This window comes from Nocardia vulneris, assembly GCF_001613425.1.
Taxonomy (GTDB): domain Bacteria; phylum Actinomycetota; class Actinomycetes; order Mycobacteriales; family Mycobacteriaceae; genus Nocardia; species Nocardia vulneris.
Map to the genome: position 1 here is coordinate 93,037 of NZ_BDCI01000021.1, position 19,526 is coordinate 112,562.

The window sequence follows — 19,526 nt, forward strand, 5'->3', positions numbered from 1 at the left end:
GGTGGCCGCGCTCAGAGTAGGTGTTCGATGCGTAAGGGGATGTCGCGCAGGCGTTTTCCGGTGGCGTGGTGTACGGCGTTGACGATGGCCGCGGCCGCGCCGATCATGCCGAGTTCGCCGATGCCCTTGACGCCCAAGGGGTTCACCACCGCGTCGTCGACCTCGACGAACGAGATGTCGACGGCGGGGGCGTCGGCGTTCACCGGCAGCAGGTATTCCAGCAGTGAGGCGTTGGCCCACCGGCCGTCCCGGATATCGGGCACGCTGCCTTCCATGAGCGCTTGGGACAGGCCCCAATTCATGCCGCCGAGCACCTGACTGCGGGCCAGCTTCACGTTGAGCACCCGCCCCGGCGCGAACGCGCCGACCATGCGCCGGACCCGGACCAACCCGAGTTCCGGATCGACGGCGACCTCGGCGAACTGCGCGCCGAAGCTCATCTTTCCGTAGGGCGCGGGCGTCGTCGCGGGCCGCCAGCTGCCGGTCGTCTCGATATCCGAAAGCTGGTTGCGGTCAAGGACATCGGCGTACGAATCGCTGACCGACGGATCGTCGCGCAGCCGCAACCTGCCGTCGACGCCCTCGATCTCGTCGGGCGTGCGCCCGCGCAGCGGGGAATCGATATCGGCGACCGCGATGTCGATGAGCTGCCGGAGCAGATCGGAGCAGGTGTTGTGCACCGCGGAACTCACCGCGCTCGCGCCGATCGACCCGACGGTCGCCGCGACGTTCGGATAGTCGGTGTTGCCGATCTCGAATCGGATGCGGTCGAACGGCATTCCCATCGCGTCCCCGGCGACCTGGGTCATCGCCGTGGCGACACCGGTGCCGAATTCCTGGGTCCCCGCCTGCACCACGAGCGACCCGTCCGAGCGCAGCCGGGCGTGCGCGCGTTGCGGCTGGCCGGGTTCGTACACCGGATAGCCCGCGGTGCCGACGCCCCAGCCGATGAGCCAGTTGCCGTCGACGTGCGAACCCGGCGTCTGCTGCCGCCCGTCCCAGCCGAATCGCTGCGCGGCCTGCCGCAGGCAATCGAGATAACCGTCGGAACTCCACGGGTTTCCGCTTTCCGGATCGACCGCGGCGTGATTGCGCAGGCGCAGTTCCACCGGGTCGGCGCCGAGTTGGGTGGCGAGTTCGTCGATCGCGCATTCGAGCGCGACCATGCCCGAGGCCTCGCCGGGGCCGCGCATGAAGGTCGGCGTCATGATGTTGGCCTTGATCAGCCGATACTGCCCCTCCCAGTGCGGGATACCGTACGCCTTGCTCGCCACCTCGAGCGAGGGCTCGGCCCAGTCGTCGAAATGCGAAGTGAGGGAGAGCTTGTGGTGGCGCAGGCCGGTGAACCGGCCCTCGGCGTCGCTCACCAGCGTGACGCGCTGCTCCTGCTCTTCCCGTAACCCGGTGCCGTAGAACATCTGCTCCCGGTTCAGGATCACCCGGATCGGCCGGCCCAGCTCCCGCGCGATCAGCGGCGCGAGCGTAACGTGCGGCCACATCATCGCTTTGGCGCCGAAGCCGCCGCCGACGTAGTCCGTCACCACCCGCACCTTGCTCGGCGAGATCCCGAGGTGTGCCGCGATGGTCAGCTGGCTGGCCACGATGCCCTGGGTGGCGTCGTAGACGGTGACCGAATCCCCGTTCCACATCGCGGCGGTGACCGAGCATTCGATCGGATTGTGATGGTTGGCGGCGAACCGGAAGGTCGCGTCGACGGTGTGCGCGGCGGCCGCGGCCGCACCGGCGAAGTCGCCGCGCGACTGCGTGGCCGGGACGAACCCGGCGAAGATCTTGTCCGGCACATACTGTTCGTCGCGTCCGTCGTCCACACGCACCAGGGCGGGCTGCTCGTCGTAGGTCGCCTCGATCAGCCGGGCGGCCTGCTGGGCGACCTCGAAGGTATCCGCCACCACCACGGCGATCGGCTGGCCGAAGTAGTGGATCGTGGTGTCCTGCAGGGGAAAGAAGGTCTGTCCGGGCGCGGGATGGCCGAACAGCGAGGGCACCAGTGGCACCGTGGTGACCCGCGGCAGGTTCTCGTGGGTGAACACGGCCACCGCGCCGGCTCGCAATGCGCGGCTGATGTCGAGGGAAGTCAGTGTGCCGTTGCCGATCTCGGCGCCCACGAGCACGCCGTACGCGGCGTTCGGCATCGGGATCTCGGCCGTATAGCGCGCCGCGCCGGTGACCTTGGCGTGCCCGTCGATGCGGTCGCGCGGCTGGCCGATCAGCTTCGCGGCGGCGGGCGCGCTCATTTCCGATCCCCTTGCGCCGCGACGGTTTCCAGGGTGCGTACCAGGGTGCGTTGCGCCAGTTCGATTTTGAACCGGTTCATCGGGTGGCTGTCGTCGGCGGCCGCGAGTTCGGTGGCCGCCGCCGCGGCGAAGTTCTCCTTCGTCGCCGGCTTGCCGGTCAACAGATCCTCGGCCATCCTGGCCCGCCACGGTTTGGTCGCCACGCCGCCGAGGCCGATCCGGACATCCCGCACGACACCGTCCGCGAGGTCGAGTGCCACGGCCGCGGAAGCGGCGGCGAACTCATAGGATTCGCGGTCGCGCACCTTCAGGTAGTGCGAGTTCTTCGCGAACGGCAAGGGCGGCACGTCGATCCGGATGATGAGCTCGTCGCTGGTGATCGGATGCTCCAGATGCGGTGTGGCCCCGGGCAACAGGAAGAAGTCGTCGAAGGGGATGCTGCGGATGCCGCGCGGCCCCTGCACCTGCACCACGGCATCGAGCGCGGTGAGCGGGTTCGCCATATCGGAGGGGTGCATCGCGAAACAGTGCTCGCTGGTGCCCAATACGGCATTGCCGCGATGCAGGCCGTCGAGGGCGCCGCAGCCGCTGCCGGGCTCGCGCTTGTTGCAGGCGTAGGCGATATCGCGGAACTGCGGGCAGCGCACCTTCTGCATCAGGTTGCCGCCCATCGACGCCATATTGCGGATCTGCGCGGACGCGCCCTTCCACAGCGCGATCGACAGGAACGGGAAGCGTTCCCGCACACCGGGATCGGCCGCGACCTCGCTCATCCGGACCATCGCACCGATGCGCAGCCCGCCGTCCGGGGTGTGCTCCAGCGCGGTCAGCGGCAGCCGGTTGATGTCGACGACGTTGTCCGGCTCCATCGCGCCGATGCGCAGCATATCCACCAGAGTCGTACCGCCGGCGAGGAATACGGTGTTCGGACGGGCGGCGACGGCGATGAGCGCCTCGTCCACCGTTTCGGCGCGGGCGAAGGCGATGGGCTTCATCGGGTCTGCCCCATTTCACCCTCCGCGGTCTTTATCGCGTCCCGGATGTTCTGGTAGGCGGCGCAGCGGCAGATATTGCCGCTCATCCATTCGGCGATCTCTTCGTCGCTGCCGGTATGGCCCTCTTCGATGCATTTGATCGCCGACATGATCTGACCGGGCGTGCAGTAACCGCATTGGAAGCCGTCGCAGCTGATGAACGCGCGCTGCACCGGATGCAGCTCGTCGCCCTCCGCGACCCCCTCGATCGTGGTGACCTCCCGGCCTTGCACACTCAATGCCAGAGTGAGACAGGACAATTCACGCTTCCCGTCGACCCACACCGTGCAGGCGCCGCAGGCGCCCTGGTCACACCCCTTCTTGGTGCCGGTGAGGCGCAGATATTCGCGCAGGGCGTCGAGCAGGCTGACCCGGGGTTCGAGGGCCACCGGAAAATCGTGACCGTTCACCCGCAGCGTGGCCAACGTGTAATCGGGACCGGCAAACTCCGGCTGACGCGTGTCCTGCTTGGGTAGCTCACCAATAGTCATAAACGTATCTCCTGCTCATGAGCGCGCGGCGGACGCGTATCTCGAAATACAGCATGCGAACGTAAGACCTGGCAAACATCGTAGCGTCTGTTCAGCAAACTTGCTCGCGAACCACATCGCCGCCTCAGATCGGCTCGGCAGCCGGTGAATTCGGCACTGCGCGGTCCCGACAGCAGCGAACCCGGGCGGCCGACGGCGCCCGGGTTCGCGGATCAGGCTCGGTTCAGGCTGCGGCCCAGGCGGGGCGCAGCGTGTTCATCGGCGGGCGGTCGGCCAGCGACACCTCGGTGCTGTGCGCGGTGAAGGCATCACCGACCAGCGGGAACTGGGTGAGCGCGGCGCCGGAGTCCTGGACGCCGCTGCGGCCGAGCACGGTACCCAGGATCTGCCTGCTCATCACGCCCAGGTCGGCCAGCGGCCGGTTGCGGTGCGTGCGCACTCCCAGGTTGACCTGACCGATCGCGGACAGGCCGACCTGGTCGTAGGTGTCGAGCAGCAGGCCGATCTCGACGCCGTAGCCGGGCGCGAACGGGACCGCGGTGAGTAGTTCGCGGGTGCCCGCGTACTCGCCGCCCAGCGGCTGCAACACCTGCGAGAGTTCGGGCCGCAGCGCGGCGAGCAACGGCCGGGCGACGAGCTCGGTGACCCGGCCGCCGCCGTGCGCGTCCACCGCGCCGCCCTGCCGCAGCGGCCTGCGGTAGTAGGCCTTGACCAGGTGCATGTCGTCGACGGTGAGCAGCGGGCCGAGCAGCTTGGGCACGAACGCCGGATCGGGGTCGATGAGGTCGGAGTCGACGAAGGCGATGAGGTCACCGCTGGTCACGGCCAGCGAACGCCACAGCACCTCGCCCTTGCCGGGTACCGGGTCGAGTTCGGGTACCGCCTGCTCCCGCGTGATCACCTCGGCGCCCGCGGCGCGGGCCCGTTCGGCGGTGGCGTCGGTGGAGCCGGAATCGAGCACGATCAGCTCGTCGACCAGGGTGCCGAGCAGCGGCCGGATGCTGGCCACCACATCGGCGACGGTGTTCTCCTCGTTCAGCGCGGGCAGCACCACCGACACGGTGCGGCCCGCCTTGGCGGCGACGAGCTCGTCGACCGACCAGCTCGGGGTGTCCCAGGTGTTCGTCGTGGCCCATGGCGGGCTGTACTCGCGGCTGTGGGGGTGGTGAAAGTTCATACCAAACCTCGCAGGGTGCGTGCTGGGGGCCGGATGCCCTGGATGGCGGCGATCATGTCCACTACCCGCCGGGTCGCGGCGACTTCGTGAACGCGGAAGACGCGGGCACCCGCGGCAGCCGACCATGCCGTTGCCGCCAATGTGCCCTCCAACCGCTCGGAAAGATCGACACCTAGAGTCTCCCCGATGAAGTCCTTGTTGCTGAGGGCCATCAGGACCGGCCACCCGGTATTTACAAGAACGTCCACTCCGCGCAACAACTCCAGGCCGTGATAGGTGTTCTTGCCGAAATCGTGGGTCGGATCGATCAGGATCGAATCCGCGCGCACCCCGGCCGCGACGGCGTGCTCGGCCGCCCGCACCAGGGTGGCGGTCACTTCGGCCAGGATATCGGCGTAGCGGACCCGGTGCGGCCGGGTGCGCGGCACCGCCCCGCCGGTGTGGCTGCACACGATGCCGACGCCCTGTTCGGCCGCCACCGGCACCAGCTCCGGATCGGCGCCCGCCCAGGTGTCGTTGATCAGATCCGCGCCCTCGCGCACGGCGGCCAGCGCCACCTCGGCGCGCCAGGTGTCGATGCTGATCAGTAGCTCCGGAAATTTCGCGCGGATCGCGGCGACGAACGGGAGCACCCGCCGGGCCTCCTCCTCGGCATCGACCAGCGACCCCGGCCCGGCCTTCACCCCGCCGATGTCGACCAGGTCGGCACCCTCGTCCACCGCGCGCACGACCGCGTCCATCGCGGCGGCGTCGGTGAACGTGGCACCCCGGTCATAAAAGGAATCCGGCGTGCGATTCACGATCGCCATGACCAGCGCCCGATCCGTCGCCACCGGCTTGCCGCACAAGGTCGGAAGCGGTGCAACGGTGGCGCTGAACATGCCCCGACTGTACCGACCCCTGTGCCGAGCGGTCTCGGTCAGCTCTTGGGGGCGCGGCCTGCGGCTACCTCGTCCGGGTAGTCGGGATAGAAGGGGATGTAGCCCTTGTCGCGGCCGGCGAGGACGTAGAGCGGGTGGTCGTCGTCGGGGGTGTAGCCCTGTTTGCGCAGCTCCACCTTGCGGCTCTTGAAGGTGGAGGTCTGTTCGAGCTCCTGGACCACGCGCAGGAACAGCGGGACCGCGTACGCGGGCAGCTGCCGGAACACCAGTTCTGCGAGTGCCGCGCCGTCGAGGTCCCCGTCGGGACTCAAGGTCACCGCCGCCATGCCCGCCTTGCCGTCGGCGCCCGGGATGTCTACGCCGTAGACGACGGCCTGCGAGATCGCCTCGGACCGGGTCAGCGCGCCCTCGACCTCGGTGGTCGCGACGTTCTCCCCCTTCCAGCGGAAGGTGTCGCCGAGCCGATCCACGAAAGCGATGTGATGCCAACCCTGATCGCGCACCAGATCGCCGGTGTCGAACCAGAGATCCCCCTGCTTGAAGCCGTCGCGGACCAGCTTCGCAGCAGAAGCCGCCTTGTCGGTGTAGCCGTCGAACGGCGACCGGTCGGTGATCTTGGACAGCAGCAGTCCGACCCCGCCGGTACCGACCCTGCGCAGGCGACCGTTCTTGTCGCGCTTGGCCTTTCCGGTCTCGTCGTCGTAGTCGACGACGGCGTAGGGCAGCGGCCCGAACCCCGCAGTGCGGTCCACGCCGAACGCGTTGATGAAGGCGATGTTGACTTCGCTGGCCCCGTAGAACTCGACGATCCGGTTGATGCCGAACCGCCGCTTGAACTCGTCCCACAGTTCCGGGCGCAGCCCGTTGCCGACCGCGAGCCGGACCTTGTGTCTGCGGTCGGTCGCCTTCGGCGCCTGGTTGAGCAGGTAACGGCACAGCTCGCCGATGTAGATGAACGCCGTCGCCTCTTCGCGGATCACCTCGTCCCAGAACCGCGACACCGAGAACTGCCTGCCGAGCGCGAAGGTGCCACCCGCGCTCAGCACCGCGGACAGCGCGACGGTCAGCGCGTTGTTGTGATAGAGCGGCAAGCAGCAGTACAGGGTGTCGTTGCCGCGCAGCCGAATTCCGAGTCCGCCGAGGCCGACCATGCTCTTGGTCCAGCGCAGGTGCGTCATCACGCTGGCCTTGGGCAGGCCGGTCGTACCGGAGGTGAAGATCAGGAAGGCCCGCTCCTTCGCGGTGATCTCCTTGCACACCGGCGGATCGGCATCCGGCGCGTCCTGCGCTGCCACCTGTAAATCATTGCTGTACAGCACATTCGACGGCGGCTCCGGCAGCGAGTCGAGCGCCTGCGCGCATTCCTCGCCGACCACATCGAGCACGCTGTTCAGCAGACCGAAGCTGTGCGCGAGCACCTGGTCGCGCTGGTGGTGATTGAGCAGGCCGACGGTGGCGCCCAGCTTCGCCGCGGCGAGCACCACGAACAGCGTCTGCGGCCGGTTGGTCATCAGCACGCCGACCACGTCGCCGCGCCGCACCCCGCGCGCGGTGAGCACCGCGGCGTACCGGTTCACCTCGTCGTTGGCCTGGCGGTAGGTGCAGCCCGCCCCTTCGAAGCGCAGGAAGATGCGGTTCGGATGCCGGTGCGCGGCGCGCTGGAAGCACAGGCCCACCGAGGATTTGGCGTCCGGCCCCACCAGCATGCCCGGCGCGCTGCGCAGCATCCCCGGCGCGTCGAGCGCCATCGCGGGAAGGTTTCTGGCCAGATCTAACAAGCTCACCGTGGAGCGACCGTCGGAACTCACTATCCCGCTCTCCTCAATCAAAAGCTGGTGCTCACGCCTCCAAAGCCGCGAAGGCGGAAGGTATATCGGCGACCACGGTGACGCGGTCCATCGCGGGCTGGGGCACGAACTTACGGTCGTAGAGTTCGTCGAGCCACTGGAACAGGCCTCGGTAGAAGCCATCCGGGTCCAGCACCACCACCGGCTTATTGTGCTGTCCCAGATAGCCTCCGGTCCAGGTTTCGAAGAACTCTTCCAGCGTGCCGATGCCGCCGGGCAGGGTCAGGAAGGCGTCGGCACGGTCCTCCATGATCTGCTTGCGCTGCCGCATGGTGTCGGTGACGACCAGTTCGTCGGCGTCGACATCGGCGACCTCCCGGTGCACCAGGTGCTTCGGGATCACCCCGATGGTGTTCGCGCCGCCGGCCCGCGCCGCCGTCGCGATCGCGCCCATCATCGACACGTTGCCGCCGCCGGACACCAGTTGCCAACCGCGCCGGGCGATCTCGGCGCCGACCGCGGCGGCCAGGTCCAGATAGACAGGATTGACGGTGCTCGCGGAGCAGTAGACACAGACGGCGTAGGGCTGTTCGCTCACCACTGGTCCTCCGTGCCGATCGCATCCTCCGCGCCGCCGGATTCCGCGTTGGCGAGGATGATCTGCACGACCTCTTCCACGCTGTCGGTGACGTGGATCAGACCGAGGTCGCCGGGGGAGATCTTGCCGGAACCGCCCAGCGAGTCCCGCATCCAGTCGACCAGCCCGGCCCAATACCTGCTGCCGAACAGGATGATCGGGAACCGAGTGATCTTGCGGGTCTGCACCAGGGTGAGCGCCTCGAACAGTTCGTCCAGGGTGCCGAAACCACCGGGCAGGCAGATGAAGGCCTCCGAGTACTTCACGAACATCGTCTTGCGGACGAAGAAGTAGCGGAAGTTGATGCCGAGATCGACCCACTCGTTGAGGCTCTGCTCGAACGGCAGCTCGATGCCGAGACCGATCGAATAGCCGCCTGCCTCGCAGGCGCCGCGGTTGACCGCCTCCATCGCGCCGGGACCGCCGCCGGTGATCACCGCGAAACCGGCCCGGGCCAGCGCGGCACCGATGGCCAGGCCCGCCTGGTATTCGGGATGGTCGGGTTGGGTGCGCGCCGAACCGAACACGGTGACCGCGCGCGGCACCTCGGCGAGCGCGCCGAAACCCTCGACGAACTCGGCTTGGATGCGCAGCACGCGCCACGGGTCGGTATGCACCCAGTCGGTGTCGCCGCGCCGGTCGAGCAGATTGCGGTCGGCGGTGCCGACCTCGTTCGCCCGGTCGCGCCGGAACATGACCGGTCCGCGGAACTTGGCTGTCGACTTCGGCTTGTTGGCAACCTCGCGGTCAGCGGCGTCGGTGGACATGCGCTCCAAACTACCGGGAGGTTGTCGCGGCAACAGACCTGAGCCGAGAAGTCAGCCGCCGTTCACCTCGCGCGCCGCCGCCCGTCAGGCGCGCACGCCGGTGAGGTAGCTGCGCAGCATCGCGGTGACGGCGGTGATCTGGTCGACCGGGACGTGCTCGTCCCGCTTGTGCGCGAGGTTCGGATCGCCGGGGCCGAAGTTCACCGCGGGGATACCGCGCGCCGCGAAGCGGGCGACATCGGTCCAGCCGTACTTGGCGCGCACACCGCCGCCGCCGTGCTTGTGCACCGAGGCGATCAAGTCCGCGGCGGCCGGTGCGGTCAGGCCGGGCAGTGCGCCCGGGGCCGAATCGGTCACCTCGAAGGTCACGTCGAGACCGGCGAAGACCTCGCGCACGTGCGCGATCGCCTGCTCGACCGTGCGGTCCGGCGCGAAACGGAAGTTCACGTCCACCTCGGCGGCGTCGGGCACCACGTTGCCCGCCACACCGCCCGCGACGCGCACCGCCGACAGACCCTCGCGGTAGCCACAGCCGTCGATGTCGACCTCGCGCGCCCGGTACTCGGCCAGCCGCTGCAGGATCGGTGCGAGGCGGTGAATCGCGTTGTCGCCCAACCAGGCTCGCGCCGAATGCGCGCGCACCCCGGCGGTGGACAGCCGGACCCGCAGCGTCCCTTGGCACCCCGCCTCGATCCAGCCGCCCGAGGGTTCGCCGAGCACGGCCAGATCGCCGGCCAGCCAGTCCGGCAGGTCGCGCTCGATATGCCCGAGTCCGTTGAATTCCGAGGCGATCTCCTCGCAGTCGTAGAAGATCAGCGTCAGTTCGTGCACCGGTTCGGCGACCGTCGCGGCCAGATGCAGGAACACCGCGTCTCCGGACTTCATGTCCACCGAACCGCAGCCGAACAGCACCCGCTCGCCCGCGTCGTTCACCGCGAAATGACTCGGCACGTTGTCGGCGATCGGCACGGTGTCCAGATGGCCGGCCAGCACCACCCGCGTCGGCAGACCCCGGTTGGTCCGCGCCAGCACCACATTGCCGTGCCTGCGCACCTCGAAGCCCGTCGTCTGCTCGCGCAACGCCTGCTCCACGAGATCGGTGATCACCGCCTCGTCCCGCGACACACTGGGAATGTCCACCAGAGCTTTGGTCAGCGCGATCGGGTCCGCCCGCAGATCAAGGGTCACATCCCCACCCTACGACCGCGCCCCCACCCCGCCGCCGCGCAGTGCGCACACGCCACCACACCATGCACACGCCACCACACCATGCGCACCTCAGCACGCCGCCTACACCTGAGCACGCCGCGCGCGTTTCAGCACGCCGCGCGCATTTCAGTCGACGATTTCGTGCGCGTGGCGCTGATGAGGGCGCAGCGTAGGCGGACGGCCGCGGATGTCGGGCATCTGATCGGCGGGCGCGAGACGTGGGGTGCGGCACAGGAGGAGGGTCACCGTCAGGGGCAAGCGGTCGGTAACCTCTACGGACGTGAGTGAGCGAAGCGAGCGAACCATGAGCACAGCGTGCCGAGTGCACACGACGGAGCCGAGCGCCGGCGAGGCGCAGTCGTGAGTACTCAGGGAGCAGCAGCAGTCGGTATCGCCAACGTGACCACGGACGGGACCGTCCTGGACACCTGGTACCCGAGTCCGGAGCTCGGCACGTTCGCCGAGACCGGGACCAAGCGGCTGGACGAGGCGCCCGCCGAGTACGCGGCGCTGCTCGGGGTCGACGAGGCGCGCGGGGTCGACGTGGTCGCGGTGCGCACCACGATCGCCGACCTGTCTGCCGCGCCGATCGACGCGCACGACGTCTACCTGCGCCTGCACCTGCTCTCGCATCGCCTGGTCCGCCCGCACGAGGTGAGCCTGGACGGGCAGTTCGGCTTGCTCAGCAACGTGGTGTGGACCAATCACGGCCCTGCCGCGGTGGAGGGTTTCGAGGCCACCCGCGCCAAGCTGCGTGCGCGCGGCCCGGTCACCGTGTACAGCGTGGACAAGTTCCCGCGCATGGTCGATTACGTGGTGCCCTCCGGGGTGCGGATCGGCGACGCCGACCGGGTCCGGCTCGGCGCGCACCTCGCCTCCGGCACCACCGTCATGCACGAGGGCTTCGTCAACTTCAACGCGGGCACCCTGGGCAACTCCATGGTCGAGGGCCGCATCTCCGCCGGTGTGGTGGTGGGCGACGGCTCCGACGTCGGCGGCGGCGCGTCCATCATGGGCACCCTGTCGGGCGGCGGCACCACCGTCATCTCCATCGGCGAGCGCTCCCTGCTCGGCGCGAACGCGGGGGTCGGCATCCCGCTCGGCGACGACTGCGTCGTGGAGGCGGGCCTCTACGTCACCGCGGGCACCAAGGTCACGGGCCCGGACGGAACCGTCGTCAAGGCCAGCACCCTCAGCGGCCAGAACAACCTGCTCTTCCGCCGCAATTCCGTCACCGGAGCGGTGGAAGTGGTGCCGCACAAGGGCACCGGCGTCGAACTGAACGCCGCCCTCCACGCCAACGACTGACCGCCCCCTTCCCCACGACCTGCCGCGCAGCACCAGAACCGTTGCGCGGCAGGCACACCCGCCGCGTCCGGCGCGCCACGCGCCTTCGCACGACCTGCCCAGCGTCGAACTCGCCACGGCGCAACCTGCGCCACGTGCCTGACCACGGCGCACACTGCGCGCGGGCGCGTGCGCACCACTTCTACGTACGCCGCCGGCTTGTCCGGCGACGCCCGCGGCCTAGCCACGTCGCCGCCCGGCGACACGTGAACCTCCACATCCACACCACTTCTCGGGATCCGCACTCCCTCTGACCCGCCACAGGTAGTGCAGATCCCGAGAACCGGCGCAGATCCCGGGCAGCACCCGCGGGGTCAGGTGAGGCGCTTCTTCTGGACCTTGCCCATGGCGTTGCGGGGGAGGCTTTCGACTACGCGGATCTCGCGGGGGCGCTTGTGTACTGAGAGTTGTTCGGCGACGTAGTCGATCAGGTCCTGTTCGAGGGAAGCCGTTGTCTCGCCGCGCAATACGACGAAGGCGACGATGCGCTGTCCCAGGTCGGGGTCGGGCAGGCCGACCACGGCAGTTTCGGCTACGGCAGGGTGGCCGAGCAGCACGGTCTCCACTTCACCTGCGCCGATGCGATATCCACCGGATTTGATCAGATCCACCGATGCGCGGCCGACGATGCGATGGAATCCGTCGGGGTCGATGGCGGCGACATCGCCGGTCTTGAACCAGCCGTCCTCGGTCCAGCTCTCGGCGGTGGCTTCCGGACGGTTCAGGTAGCCGTCGAACAGCATCGGACCGGAAACCTGTAGCGCGCCGATGCTTTCGCCGTCGTGCGCGACCTCGCCGCCCGCCTCGTCCCGCAGCCGGGTCCGCACCCCGCGCACCGCGGTGCCGACCCAGCCGGGGCGGCGTTCACCGTCGGCGCGGGTGGACAGGGTGATCATGGTTTCGCTCATACCGTAACGCTCGATGGGCGCGTGGCCGGTGAGTTCACGCAGCTTCTCGAACACCGGCACGGGCAGCGGCGCACTGCCCGACACGAGCAGCCGGGCGGCGGCCAGTTCCTTTGCGGCATCGGGCTCTTCGACGATCCGGGACCACACGGTGGGCACCCCGAAGTACAGGGTGCCGTGCGCGGCGGCGTACGCCTGCGGGGTCGGCTTGCCGGTGTGCACCAGCGGGCTGCCCACCCGGAGCGGGCCGAGCAGACCGAGGATCAGCCCGTGCACATGGAACAGCGGAAGCCCGTGCACCAGTGTGTCGTTCGCGGTCCACGCCCAGGCTTCCGCGAGCGCGTCCAGCCCGGCGGCGATGGCGCCGCGGCTCAGCAGCACCCCCTTCGGCAAGCCGGTGGTGCCGGACGTGTACAGCACGAAAGCCGTCGACGCCGCGTCGGGTTCGGGATAGGTATGCCAGGACCTGGCGTGCACACGCACCGGAACCACCGGAAGTTCGCTGCCCGCAGGAGCTTTGCCGAGCCACGCCTGCGCGCCCGAATCGGACAGGATGTGCGCGAGTTCCGCGGTGCCCGAGTCCGGCGGCACCGGCACCACGGTCACTCCCGCGATCAGGCAGCCGACCACGGCGAGCACGGTGCCGACAGTCGGCTCGGCCAGCACGGCGACCCGGTCGGCCCGGGCCACTCGTTCCGCCACCGAGGTCGCGGCGCCGAGCAGATCACTGCGCGAGAGCGTCACGCCGTCGATGGTGACGGCATCGGGGATATCCGCGCCGCCTGCGACGGCGAGCGGGTTCAGGGAACTGAGCAACAGCGGCGGACCGAACGGCATTCGCCCAAACTACTTCGCCGTTCCCCGGCGCAGCAGCACCGGGCGGGACCGGGAGTGTGACGGTTGACACGCCCATGAGGCGGTGAGAAAGTTTATGTACATCCTTCTCAATCGGACAGAGGTCAACGATGACCAGGCCACTTCGCGCAACGACGCACGAATCCGAACCCGCGACCGAACTCGACATCACACAGTTCATCGACGGCATGGTGGGACTGCTCGCCGGCGCGGCGAACGTCATCATGCAGCTCAGCAATCCGCCGGTCGGCTACGGCGTACTGGAGAGCACCGTGCACAGCGGCAACGTGATGTTGCATCCGGTCAAGCGCTTGCGCACCACGGTCACCTACCTCGCCGTCGCCATGCTGGGCTCCCCCGACGAGCGCGCCGACTACCGCGAAGCCGTCAACCGCTCGCACCGTCCCGTGCATTCGACCGCGTCGAGTCCGGTGCGCTACAACGCCTTCGACCCCGACCTGCAATTGTGGGTGGCCGCCTGCCTGTACTGGGGCGCGCAGGACACCTACACCCGCCTGCACGGCCCGATGGACGAGGCGACCGCCGACGCGTTCTATCGGCACAGCGCCCGGCTCGGCACCACCTTGCAGGTACGCGAAGGCATGTGGCCCCCCGACCGCAAAGCCTTTGCCGCCTACTGGGATCGGCACCTGAGCGCTACCACGATCGACCCGCCGGTCCGCGACTACTTCAACGATCTGATCGATCTGAAGATGCTCCCGCTGCCACTGCGACTCCCGTTCGCGCGGGCACACCGCTTCTTCGTCACCGGCCTGCTGCCCGCACACCTGCGCGATCAGATGGGCTTCACCTGGTCCGCCCGCGAGGACCGGGCACTCGAACGCATCCTGCATACGCTCGGCACCGCCGAGACTCTGCTCCCCGCTCCGGTGCGCATGTTCCCGCTCAACGCCTACCTGGCCGACTTCCGACTCCGCCGCAGACTCGGCCTGCGCCTGGTGTGACCCGCGGACGACGGACACAAGTTCGCGACGCCCGCATGTCGGGCCCGGCTTTGCGCCGCGTGCGGTGTTATCTCGTCAGGGACGGGCATACCGCGCAAAGGGGGCATGGCAAGGAGGACTCGTGAACCGTGGAACTCTGGCGGTGCTCACCATCGCGCTCTGCTGCGCCTTCCACGCACCCCCGGCGGGCGCGGCGCCGTTCGGCCCCGACGTGGTGCCGTCGCGCACGGCGGTCACGTTCCGCGCCGCGGCGGGTGGCGGCTGGAGCACCGCGAACGAACACGAGTCCCGGGCGGCCCTGTCACTGGTCAAGCTGTATCTCGCGGACTATGCCCTGCGGCACGGCGACGGCGCGCCGAGTGACCGGGAGCTGGCCGAGCGGATGATCCGCTACTCCGACGACGGCGCCGCGACCGCGACGGAGGCCAAGTATCCGCGGGCGATCGAAGCCATTGCGGCCGAATACCATTTGGCCGATACGCACCCGTACGGCGAATGGGGCATGGCCGCGACGAGCACCGCCGACGTCGCCGAATTCCTGATCACCAAATTGCGCAACGATCGCGGCTCGCCGATCTTCGCCTGGATGGCCGCGGCCGGCGCCACGGCTGCCGATGGGACAGAACAGGATTGGGGCACCGCCCGCTGGCCGCTCGTGCAGGGCACCAAGTGGGGTTGGTCCGATCTCGGCCCGCCGGACGTCGCTTCCGCTTCGTACGGCACGGGTTTCGTGGTGGTCGCGCACACGCACGGCACCGCCGCCGAGCAGACCCTCGATCTCATGGCCGCGATGCCGCTGGCCACGGTCGGCATGCTCGTCCCGAGTTAGCCTGCGCCACATCAGGTTCGAAGCCGCGCGTGTTCACGGTACGCGGAACGACACCACCACGTGATCGCGCGCGAACTGCCTGATCGCCGCGTCGTCGTGCAGCGGGATGACCGTCTGCGGGGTCAGCGCCAGCGACAGCGCGGTGCGCGCGATCATCTCCGCCAGCGGTTCGGGATCGTATTCGGGCAGCTTGCCCTCGCGCTGTAGCCGAGTGATGAACTCGGCCAGGTAGTCCCGGCCGAGTTCGATGATCGGGGCGCCCTTGACGGTCAGAAAGGGCAGGACCAGTTCGGGTTCCGTGGCCAGCAGCCGATGCACGAGCTGGTTGTCGCGCAGCCCCGTGATGAACGCGGCGAAGAGTTCGACGATCTGCTCCTGTGCGGCCGCGTCCCGATCGACCTGCTGCTGCAACGCCGCGTCCACCTGCTCGACGAACTCCCGGGTCTGCCGCAGCCCGACTGCCTCGATCAGGTCCGACTTGCTGGCGAAGCGCCGGTACAGCGTGGCGAGCGAGAGGCCGCAGCGCCGCGCCACCTCGACCATGCTGGTGCGTTTGATGCCGAAGTCCAGGAAGGCCAGCAGCGCGGCGTCGAGCACGCGTGTTTGATTGCGGTCCTCCGGGCCCGCACTGCGAATCCGCGGCAGGAGTTTGGTCAACTTCGCCATTCCTCCACCCTAGCCCCGTCGATGAAACGATGATGCACAAAGCATCGCAGCGAAGCAATTGCCGCCGCGGCACCGTTGACACCCCGTCGAGACGATGAGAAGGTGAGATACGAATCTTCTCATCGTACGCGGGCGCCCGGCGCCGGCGGACACAGAAAGACGAGGTCGACGATGACCGCACCGCTACGCGCCGCCGAGCCCGACGAGGTCCACCCCTTCGAACCACTCACGCCCGAAACGGTCCAGCCGTACCTGGACGGTGTCGCGGCCTTCCTCGGCGGCACCGCCAACGTGATCATGCAGCTGAGCCTGCGCCCGGTCGGCCGCGGCGTACTGGAGAGCACGGTGGACAGCGGCAAAGTGACCCTGCATCCGGTGAAGCGGCTGCGCACCACACTCACCTATATCGCCGTCGCGACGATGGGCTCCGACGAAGAGCGCGCGGCCTACCGCGAGGCGGTCAATCATTCGCATCGGCCGGTTCGCTCCAGCGCCCAGAGCCCGGTGAAATACAACGCTTTCGATCCGAAGTTGCAGCTCTGGGTGGCGGGCACGATCTACTGGGGTCTCGACGACCTCTACACCAGAATGCACGGTCCGCTCGCGCCGTCGGAGTCCGAAGCGCTCTATCAGTACTGCGCCCGGCTCGGCACGACGCTGCAGATGCGACCGGAGATGTGGCCCGCCGACCGCGCGGCCTTCCTAGCGTGGTGGGCGGAGAATCTGGTGCAGTACCGGATCGAACCCGCGCTGCGCGCCTACTTCGACGACCTCATCGATCTCCGAATGATGCCGCGCCCGGTGCAATTCGCCTTCGCGCGGCTGCAGCGCTTCGTCGTGGCCGGTCTGCTACCGCAGCACGTGCGCGACGAAATGCGGATGACGTGGACCGAGCGCGAGCAACGCCGATTCGACCAGCTGCTGCGGGGTATAGCGCTCGTACACAACCAGTTGCCGAAACAGGCGCGACTGTTTCCGTTGAACGCCTACCTGTTCGACCTGCGCAGGCGGATGCGCCTCGGAAAGCCACTGGTGTAGGGACTTCGGAGAAGGGACACCAGCGGATCGGTGGGCAGGACGAGCGTCCTGCCCACCACCCTTTTCACGACCTGCTCACCAAAGCGCGCAGGAAGAAGGTGAGGTTGGCCGGGCGCTCGGCGAGTCGCCGGGTCAGATAGCCGTACCACTGACTGCCGTAGGGGACGTACACCCGCACGGCCGCACCCGCGGCAGCCAGCCTGCGCTGTTCCACGTCGCGCACTCCGTAGAGCATCTGGTGCTCGAATCCATCCGGGCCACGGCCGGTTGCACGGACGAGCTGCTCGGCGGCGACGATCGGCACCGGATCGTGCGTGGCGACCATCGGGTAGCCCGCACCCCGCATCAGCACCTCGAGACAGCGCAGGTAGGAGTCGGTCACCTCGGGTGCGCGCTGGAAGGCGACCTCGGCGGGTTCGCGATATGCGCCCTTGCACAGGCGGACACGCGAATCCGGACCCGACAGCGACCGGCAGTCCGTCTCGGCACGATGCAGGTAAGCCTGCAGAACGGCACCGAGCCAAGGGAATTCCGCACGCAGCGCCGACACGGTGGCCAAGGTGTCCGCGGTGGTGGTGTGGTCTTCGGCGTCGACGGTCACCCAGACCTCGGCCCGCGCGGCCGCGGCACACAGCACCCGCAGGTTCGCGGTGGCCACCGCGGGACCGTCGCCCGGCAGGGCCTGGCCGAGCGCGGACAACTTCACCGAGACCTCGACCGGTGGTGCCGTGATACCCGGCAGCGCGGGACGTTTCAGCGCGGACAGCTCTGCGATCAACGAAAGGTACTCGGTCACTGTGGCATCGGCCTGCGCCCGGTCGGTGGTGTTCTCCCCCAGGAAGTCGACGCTCACCATCCGGCCGCTGTCGAGCAGCGCCCGCGCCACCTCGATGAGCTCGGCCCTGGTCTCCCCCGCGACGAACCGCCGGACGATGCACGCGGTCACCGGCAGCCCGGTGACCGCGCGCCGCAACCGCGACGATTCCGCCGCCGCGAGGATGACGGGCCGCAGCGGATTCACGCCGGGTCCGAGTCCATATGCGGATAGCGGTATCCGGTGGGCGGCACGAAGGTCTCCTTGATCGTGCGCGGCGCCACCCAGCGCAGCAGATTCAGCGGCGAACCCGCCTTGTCGTCGGTACCCGAGGCCCGCGCACCGCCGAAGGGCTGCTGCCCGACCACCGCGCCCGTCGGCTTGTCGTTGATGTAGAAGTTGCCCGCCGCGAAACGCAGTGCCGCACCGGCCTGTTCGATCGCCGGACGGTCCTGTGCGAACACCGCCCCGGTCAGCGCGTAGGGCGCGGCCGATTCGGCCTCGGCCAGGATCGACGCGAACGCACCGGGTTCGGCGTCGTCGTAGACGTGCACCGACAGGATCGGGCCGAAATACTCGGTGGCGAAGGACTCGTCGCGCGGGTCGTCGGCCAGCAGCACCGTCGGGCGGACGAACCAGCCCTCGCTGTCGTCCCAGGTGCCGCCGACCGGGATGGTCAGCCCGGCCGTCCTGGCCCGCTCGATCGCCGCGACGTTCTTGTCGAACGCGCGCCGATCGATCAGCGCGCCACCGAAATTGGACAGATCGGCGACGTCCCCGTAGGTCAGCTCGTCGACCTGGTGCAGGAAGTCCGCACCTATCGTCTGCCAGATCGTGCGCGGAATATAGGCCCGCGACGCCGCGGAACACTTCTGCCCCTGATATTCGTAGGCGCCGCGAATCAGCGCTGCCCGCAACGCGTCCGGGTCCGCCGAGGGATGTGCCACCACGAAGTCCTTGCCGCCGGTCTCGCCGACCAGTCGTGGATATCCGTGGTAGCGGCCGAGATTCGCCCCGACCTGCTGCCAGAGGTGCTGAAAGGTCTTGGTGGAGCCGGTGAAGTGGATACCGGCGAGCCGCGGATCGGCCAGCGCCACCTCGGACAGGTCCCGGCCGTCGCCGGTCACCATGTTGATCACCCCGGGCGGCAGGCCCGCCGCCTCCAGCAGCCGCATCGTGTAGAAGGCCGACAACGTCTGGGTCGGCGACGGTTTCCACACCACGGTGTTGCCCATCAGCGCGGGCGCGGTGGGCAGGTTGCCCGCGATCGCGGTGAAATTGAACGGGGTGATCGCGTAGACGAAACCCTCCAGTGGCCGGTAGTCCAGCCGATTCCACACCCCGGGACTCGACTCCGGCTGCTGGGTCATGATCTGGCGGGCGAAAGCCACATTGAATCGCCAGAAGTCGACCAGCTCACACGGTGCGTCGATCTCGGCCTGCTGCGCCGATTTCGATTGCCCGAGCATGGTCGCGGCGGCCACCGTTTCCCGCCACGGCCCGGCGAGCAGATCGGCGGCGCGCAGGAAGATCGCCGCGCGCTCGTCGAACGGCAGCGCCCGCCAGTCCGGCGCGGCCGCGATCGCGGCGTCGATCGCGCCCTGCGCCTCGGAGTGGGTGGTGTCGGTGTAGGTCCCCAGCACCTGCCGGTGCCGATGCGGCGCGACGATCTCGTGTCGCGCGCCGCTGCCGGGCCGGTACTTGCCGCCGATCACCAGCGGCACCTCGGCGGTGTCGGCGGCGATCTCGGCCAGCCTGGCGACCAGCAGCTCGCGCTCGCGGCTGCCGGGTGCGTACGAGTGCACCGGCTCGTTGGCAGGAGTAGGGACAACCGTGACAGCGTCCATAGTTCAGGCTAGCGCCGTCCCG

17 protein-coding genes are annotated in these 19,526 nt (G+C 68.7%); 4 read left to right on the forward strand and 13 right to left on the reverse strand.

Features of this window, described 5'->3' with window-relative positions; translation table 11 throughout:
- Window positions 1-11: 11 nt before the first annotated feature.
- The 9 genes from NVU01S_RS22465 to dapE form a co-directional block, all read right to left on the reverse strand.
- Complete coding sequence (locus tag NVU01S_RS22465; RefSeq protein WP_043665931.1) at window positions 12-2,255, reverse strand: xanthine dehydrogenase family protein molybdopterin-binding subunit; 2,244 nt, start codon at window positions 2,253-2,255, stop codon at window positions 12-14.
- Complete coding sequence (locus NVU01S_RS22470; RefSeq protein ID WP_043665932.1) at window positions 2,252-3,250, reverse strand: FAD binding domain-containing protein; 999 nt, start codon at window positions 3,248-3,250, stop codon at window positions 2,252-2,254. The genes NVU01S_RS22465 and NVU01S_RS22470 overlap by 4 nt, the downstream gene beginning before the upstream one ends.
- Window positions 3,247-3,780: a (2Fe-2S)-binding protein gene (locus NVU01S_RS22475; RefSeq protein WP_370466188.1), complete on the reverse strand. Its 534-nt coding sequence runs from the start codon at window positions 3,778-3,780 to the stop codon at window positions 3,247-3,249. Before NVU01S_RS22475 ends, NVU01S_RS22470 begins: the two co-directional genes overlap by 4 nt.
- Before the next feature lie 223 nt (window positions 3,781-4,003).
- The gene (locus NVU01S_RS22480) at window positions 4,004-4,957 is read right to left on the reverse strand and encodes a glucosyl-3-phosphoglycerate synthase (RefSeq protein ID WP_042256764.1); all 954 of its coding nucleotides are present in this window, start codon (window positions 4,955-4,957) and stop codon (window positions 4,004-4,006) included.
- Window positions 4,954-5,838, reverse strand: coding sequence for a dihydropteroate synthase (gene folP, locus NVU01S_RS22485; RefSeq protein ID WP_043665935.1), 885 nt, complete (start codon window positions 5,836-5,838; stop codon window positions 4,954-4,956). The genes NVU01S_RS22480 and folP overlap by 4 nt, the downstream gene beginning before the upstream one ends.
- Window positions 5,839-5,876: 38 nt before the next feature.
- The gene (locus tag NVU01S_RS22490; RefSeq protein ID WP_082031894.1) at window positions 5,877-7,646 is read right to left on the reverse strand and encodes a long-chain-acyl-CoA synthetase; all 1,770 of its coding nucleotides are present in this window, start codon (window positions 7,644-7,646) and stop codon (window positions 5,877-5,879) included.
- A gap of 31 nt (window positions 7,647-7,677) precedes the next feature.
- The gene (locus NVU01S_RS22495) at window positions 7,678-8,226 is read right to left on the reverse strand and encodes an LOG family protein (protein WP_042253480.1); all 549 of its coding nucleotides are present in this window, start codon (window positions 8,224-8,226) and stop codon (window positions 7,678-7,680) included.
- Window positions 8,220-9,029, reverse strand: coding sequence for an LOG family protein (locus NVU01S_RS22500; RefSeq protein ID WP_014987967.1), 810 nt, complete (start codon window positions 9,027-9,029; stop codon window positions 8,220-8,222). The genes NVU01S_RS22495 and NVU01S_RS22500 overlap by 7 nt, the downstream gene beginning before the upstream one ends.
- A gap of 84 nt (window positions 9,030-9,113) precedes the next feature.
- A complete protein-coding gene (gene dapE, locus NVU01S_RS22505) occupies window positions 9,114-10,217 on the reverse strand; it encodes a succinyl-diaminopimelate desuccinylase (RefSeq protein ID WP_043665940.1) in 1,104 nt (367 codons plus the stop codon).
- Window positions 10,218-10,598: 381 nt separating this feature from the next.
- Between dapE and dapD the strand changes: the two genes are divergently transcribed.
- Entirely contained in the window at window positions 10,599-11,546 is a 948-nt protein-coding gene (gene dapD, locus NVU01S_RS22510) for a 2,3,4,5-tetrahydropyridine-2,6-dicarboxylate N-succinyltransferase (RefSeq protein ID WP_043665942.1), read from the forward strand.
- Window positions 11,547-11,899: 353 nt separating this feature from the next.
- Here dapD and NVU01S_RS22515 read toward each other — a convergent pair whose 3' ends face one another.
- Window positions 11,900-13,327, reverse strand: coding sequence for an acyl-CoA synthetase (locus tag NVU01S_RS22515; protein ID WP_043665945.1), 1,428 nt, complete (start codon window positions 13,325-13,327; stop codon window positions 11,900-11,902).
- A gap of 128 nt (window positions 13,328-13,455) precedes the next feature.
- Here NVU01S_RS22515 and NVU01S_RS22520 point away from each other — a divergent pair, with 128 nt between their 5' ends.
- Together NVU01S_RS22520 and NVU01S_RS22525 are read left to right on the forward strand one after the other, a co-directional pair.
- Window positions 13,456-14,310, forward strand: coding sequence for an oxygenase MpaB family protein (locus tag NVU01S_RS22520; RefSeq protein WP_043665947.1), 855 nt, complete (start codon window positions 13,456-13,458; stop codon window positions 14,308-14,310).
- Window positions 14,311-14,431: 121 nt separating this feature from the next.
- Window positions 14,432-15,139 (forward strand): hypothetical protein, encoded by a 708-nt coding sequence (locus NVU01S_RS22525; RefSeq protein WP_052280282.1) that lies wholly within the window; start codon window positions 14,432-14,434, stop codon window positions 15,137-15,139.
- Window positions 15,140-15,172: 33 nt separating this feature from the next.
- Here the strand turns inward: NVU01S_RS22525 and NVU01S_RS22530 are convergent, their stop codons facing one another.
- Entirely contained in the window at window positions 15,173-15,805 is a 633-nt protein-coding gene (locus NVU01S_RS22530; protein WP_043665950.1) for a TetR/AcrR family transcriptional regulator, read from the reverse strand.
- Between the two features lie 171 nt (window positions 15,806-15,976).
- Here NVU01S_RS22530 and NVU01S_RS22535 point away from each other — a divergent pair, with 171 nt between their 5' ends.
- Entirely contained in the window at window positions 15,977-16,843 is an 867-nt protein-coding gene (locus NVU01S_RS22535) for an oxygenase MpaB family protein (RefSeq protein ID WP_043665952.1), read from the forward strand.
- 64 nt (window positions 16,844-16,907) lie between these two features.
- Here NVU01S_RS22535 and NVU01S_RS22540 read toward each other — a convergent pair whose 3' ends face one another.
- Together NVU01S_RS22540 and pruA are read right to left on the reverse strand one after the other, a co-directional pair.
- Complete coding sequence (locus NVU01S_RS22540) at window positions 16,908-17,864, reverse strand: proline dehydrogenase family protein (RefSeq protein ID WP_082031895.1); 957 nt, start codon at window positions 17,862-17,864, stop codon at window positions 16,908-16,910.
- A complete protein-coding gene (gene pruA, locus NVU01S_RS22545) occupies window positions 17,861-19,504 on the reverse strand; it encodes an L-glutamate gamma-semialdehyde dehydrogenase (RefSeq protein ID WP_043665955.1) in 1,644 nt (547 codons plus the stop codon). The genes NVU01S_RS22540 and pruA overlap by 4 nt, the downstream gene beginning before the upstream one ends.
- Window positions 19,505-19,526 lie beyond the last annotated feature (22 nt).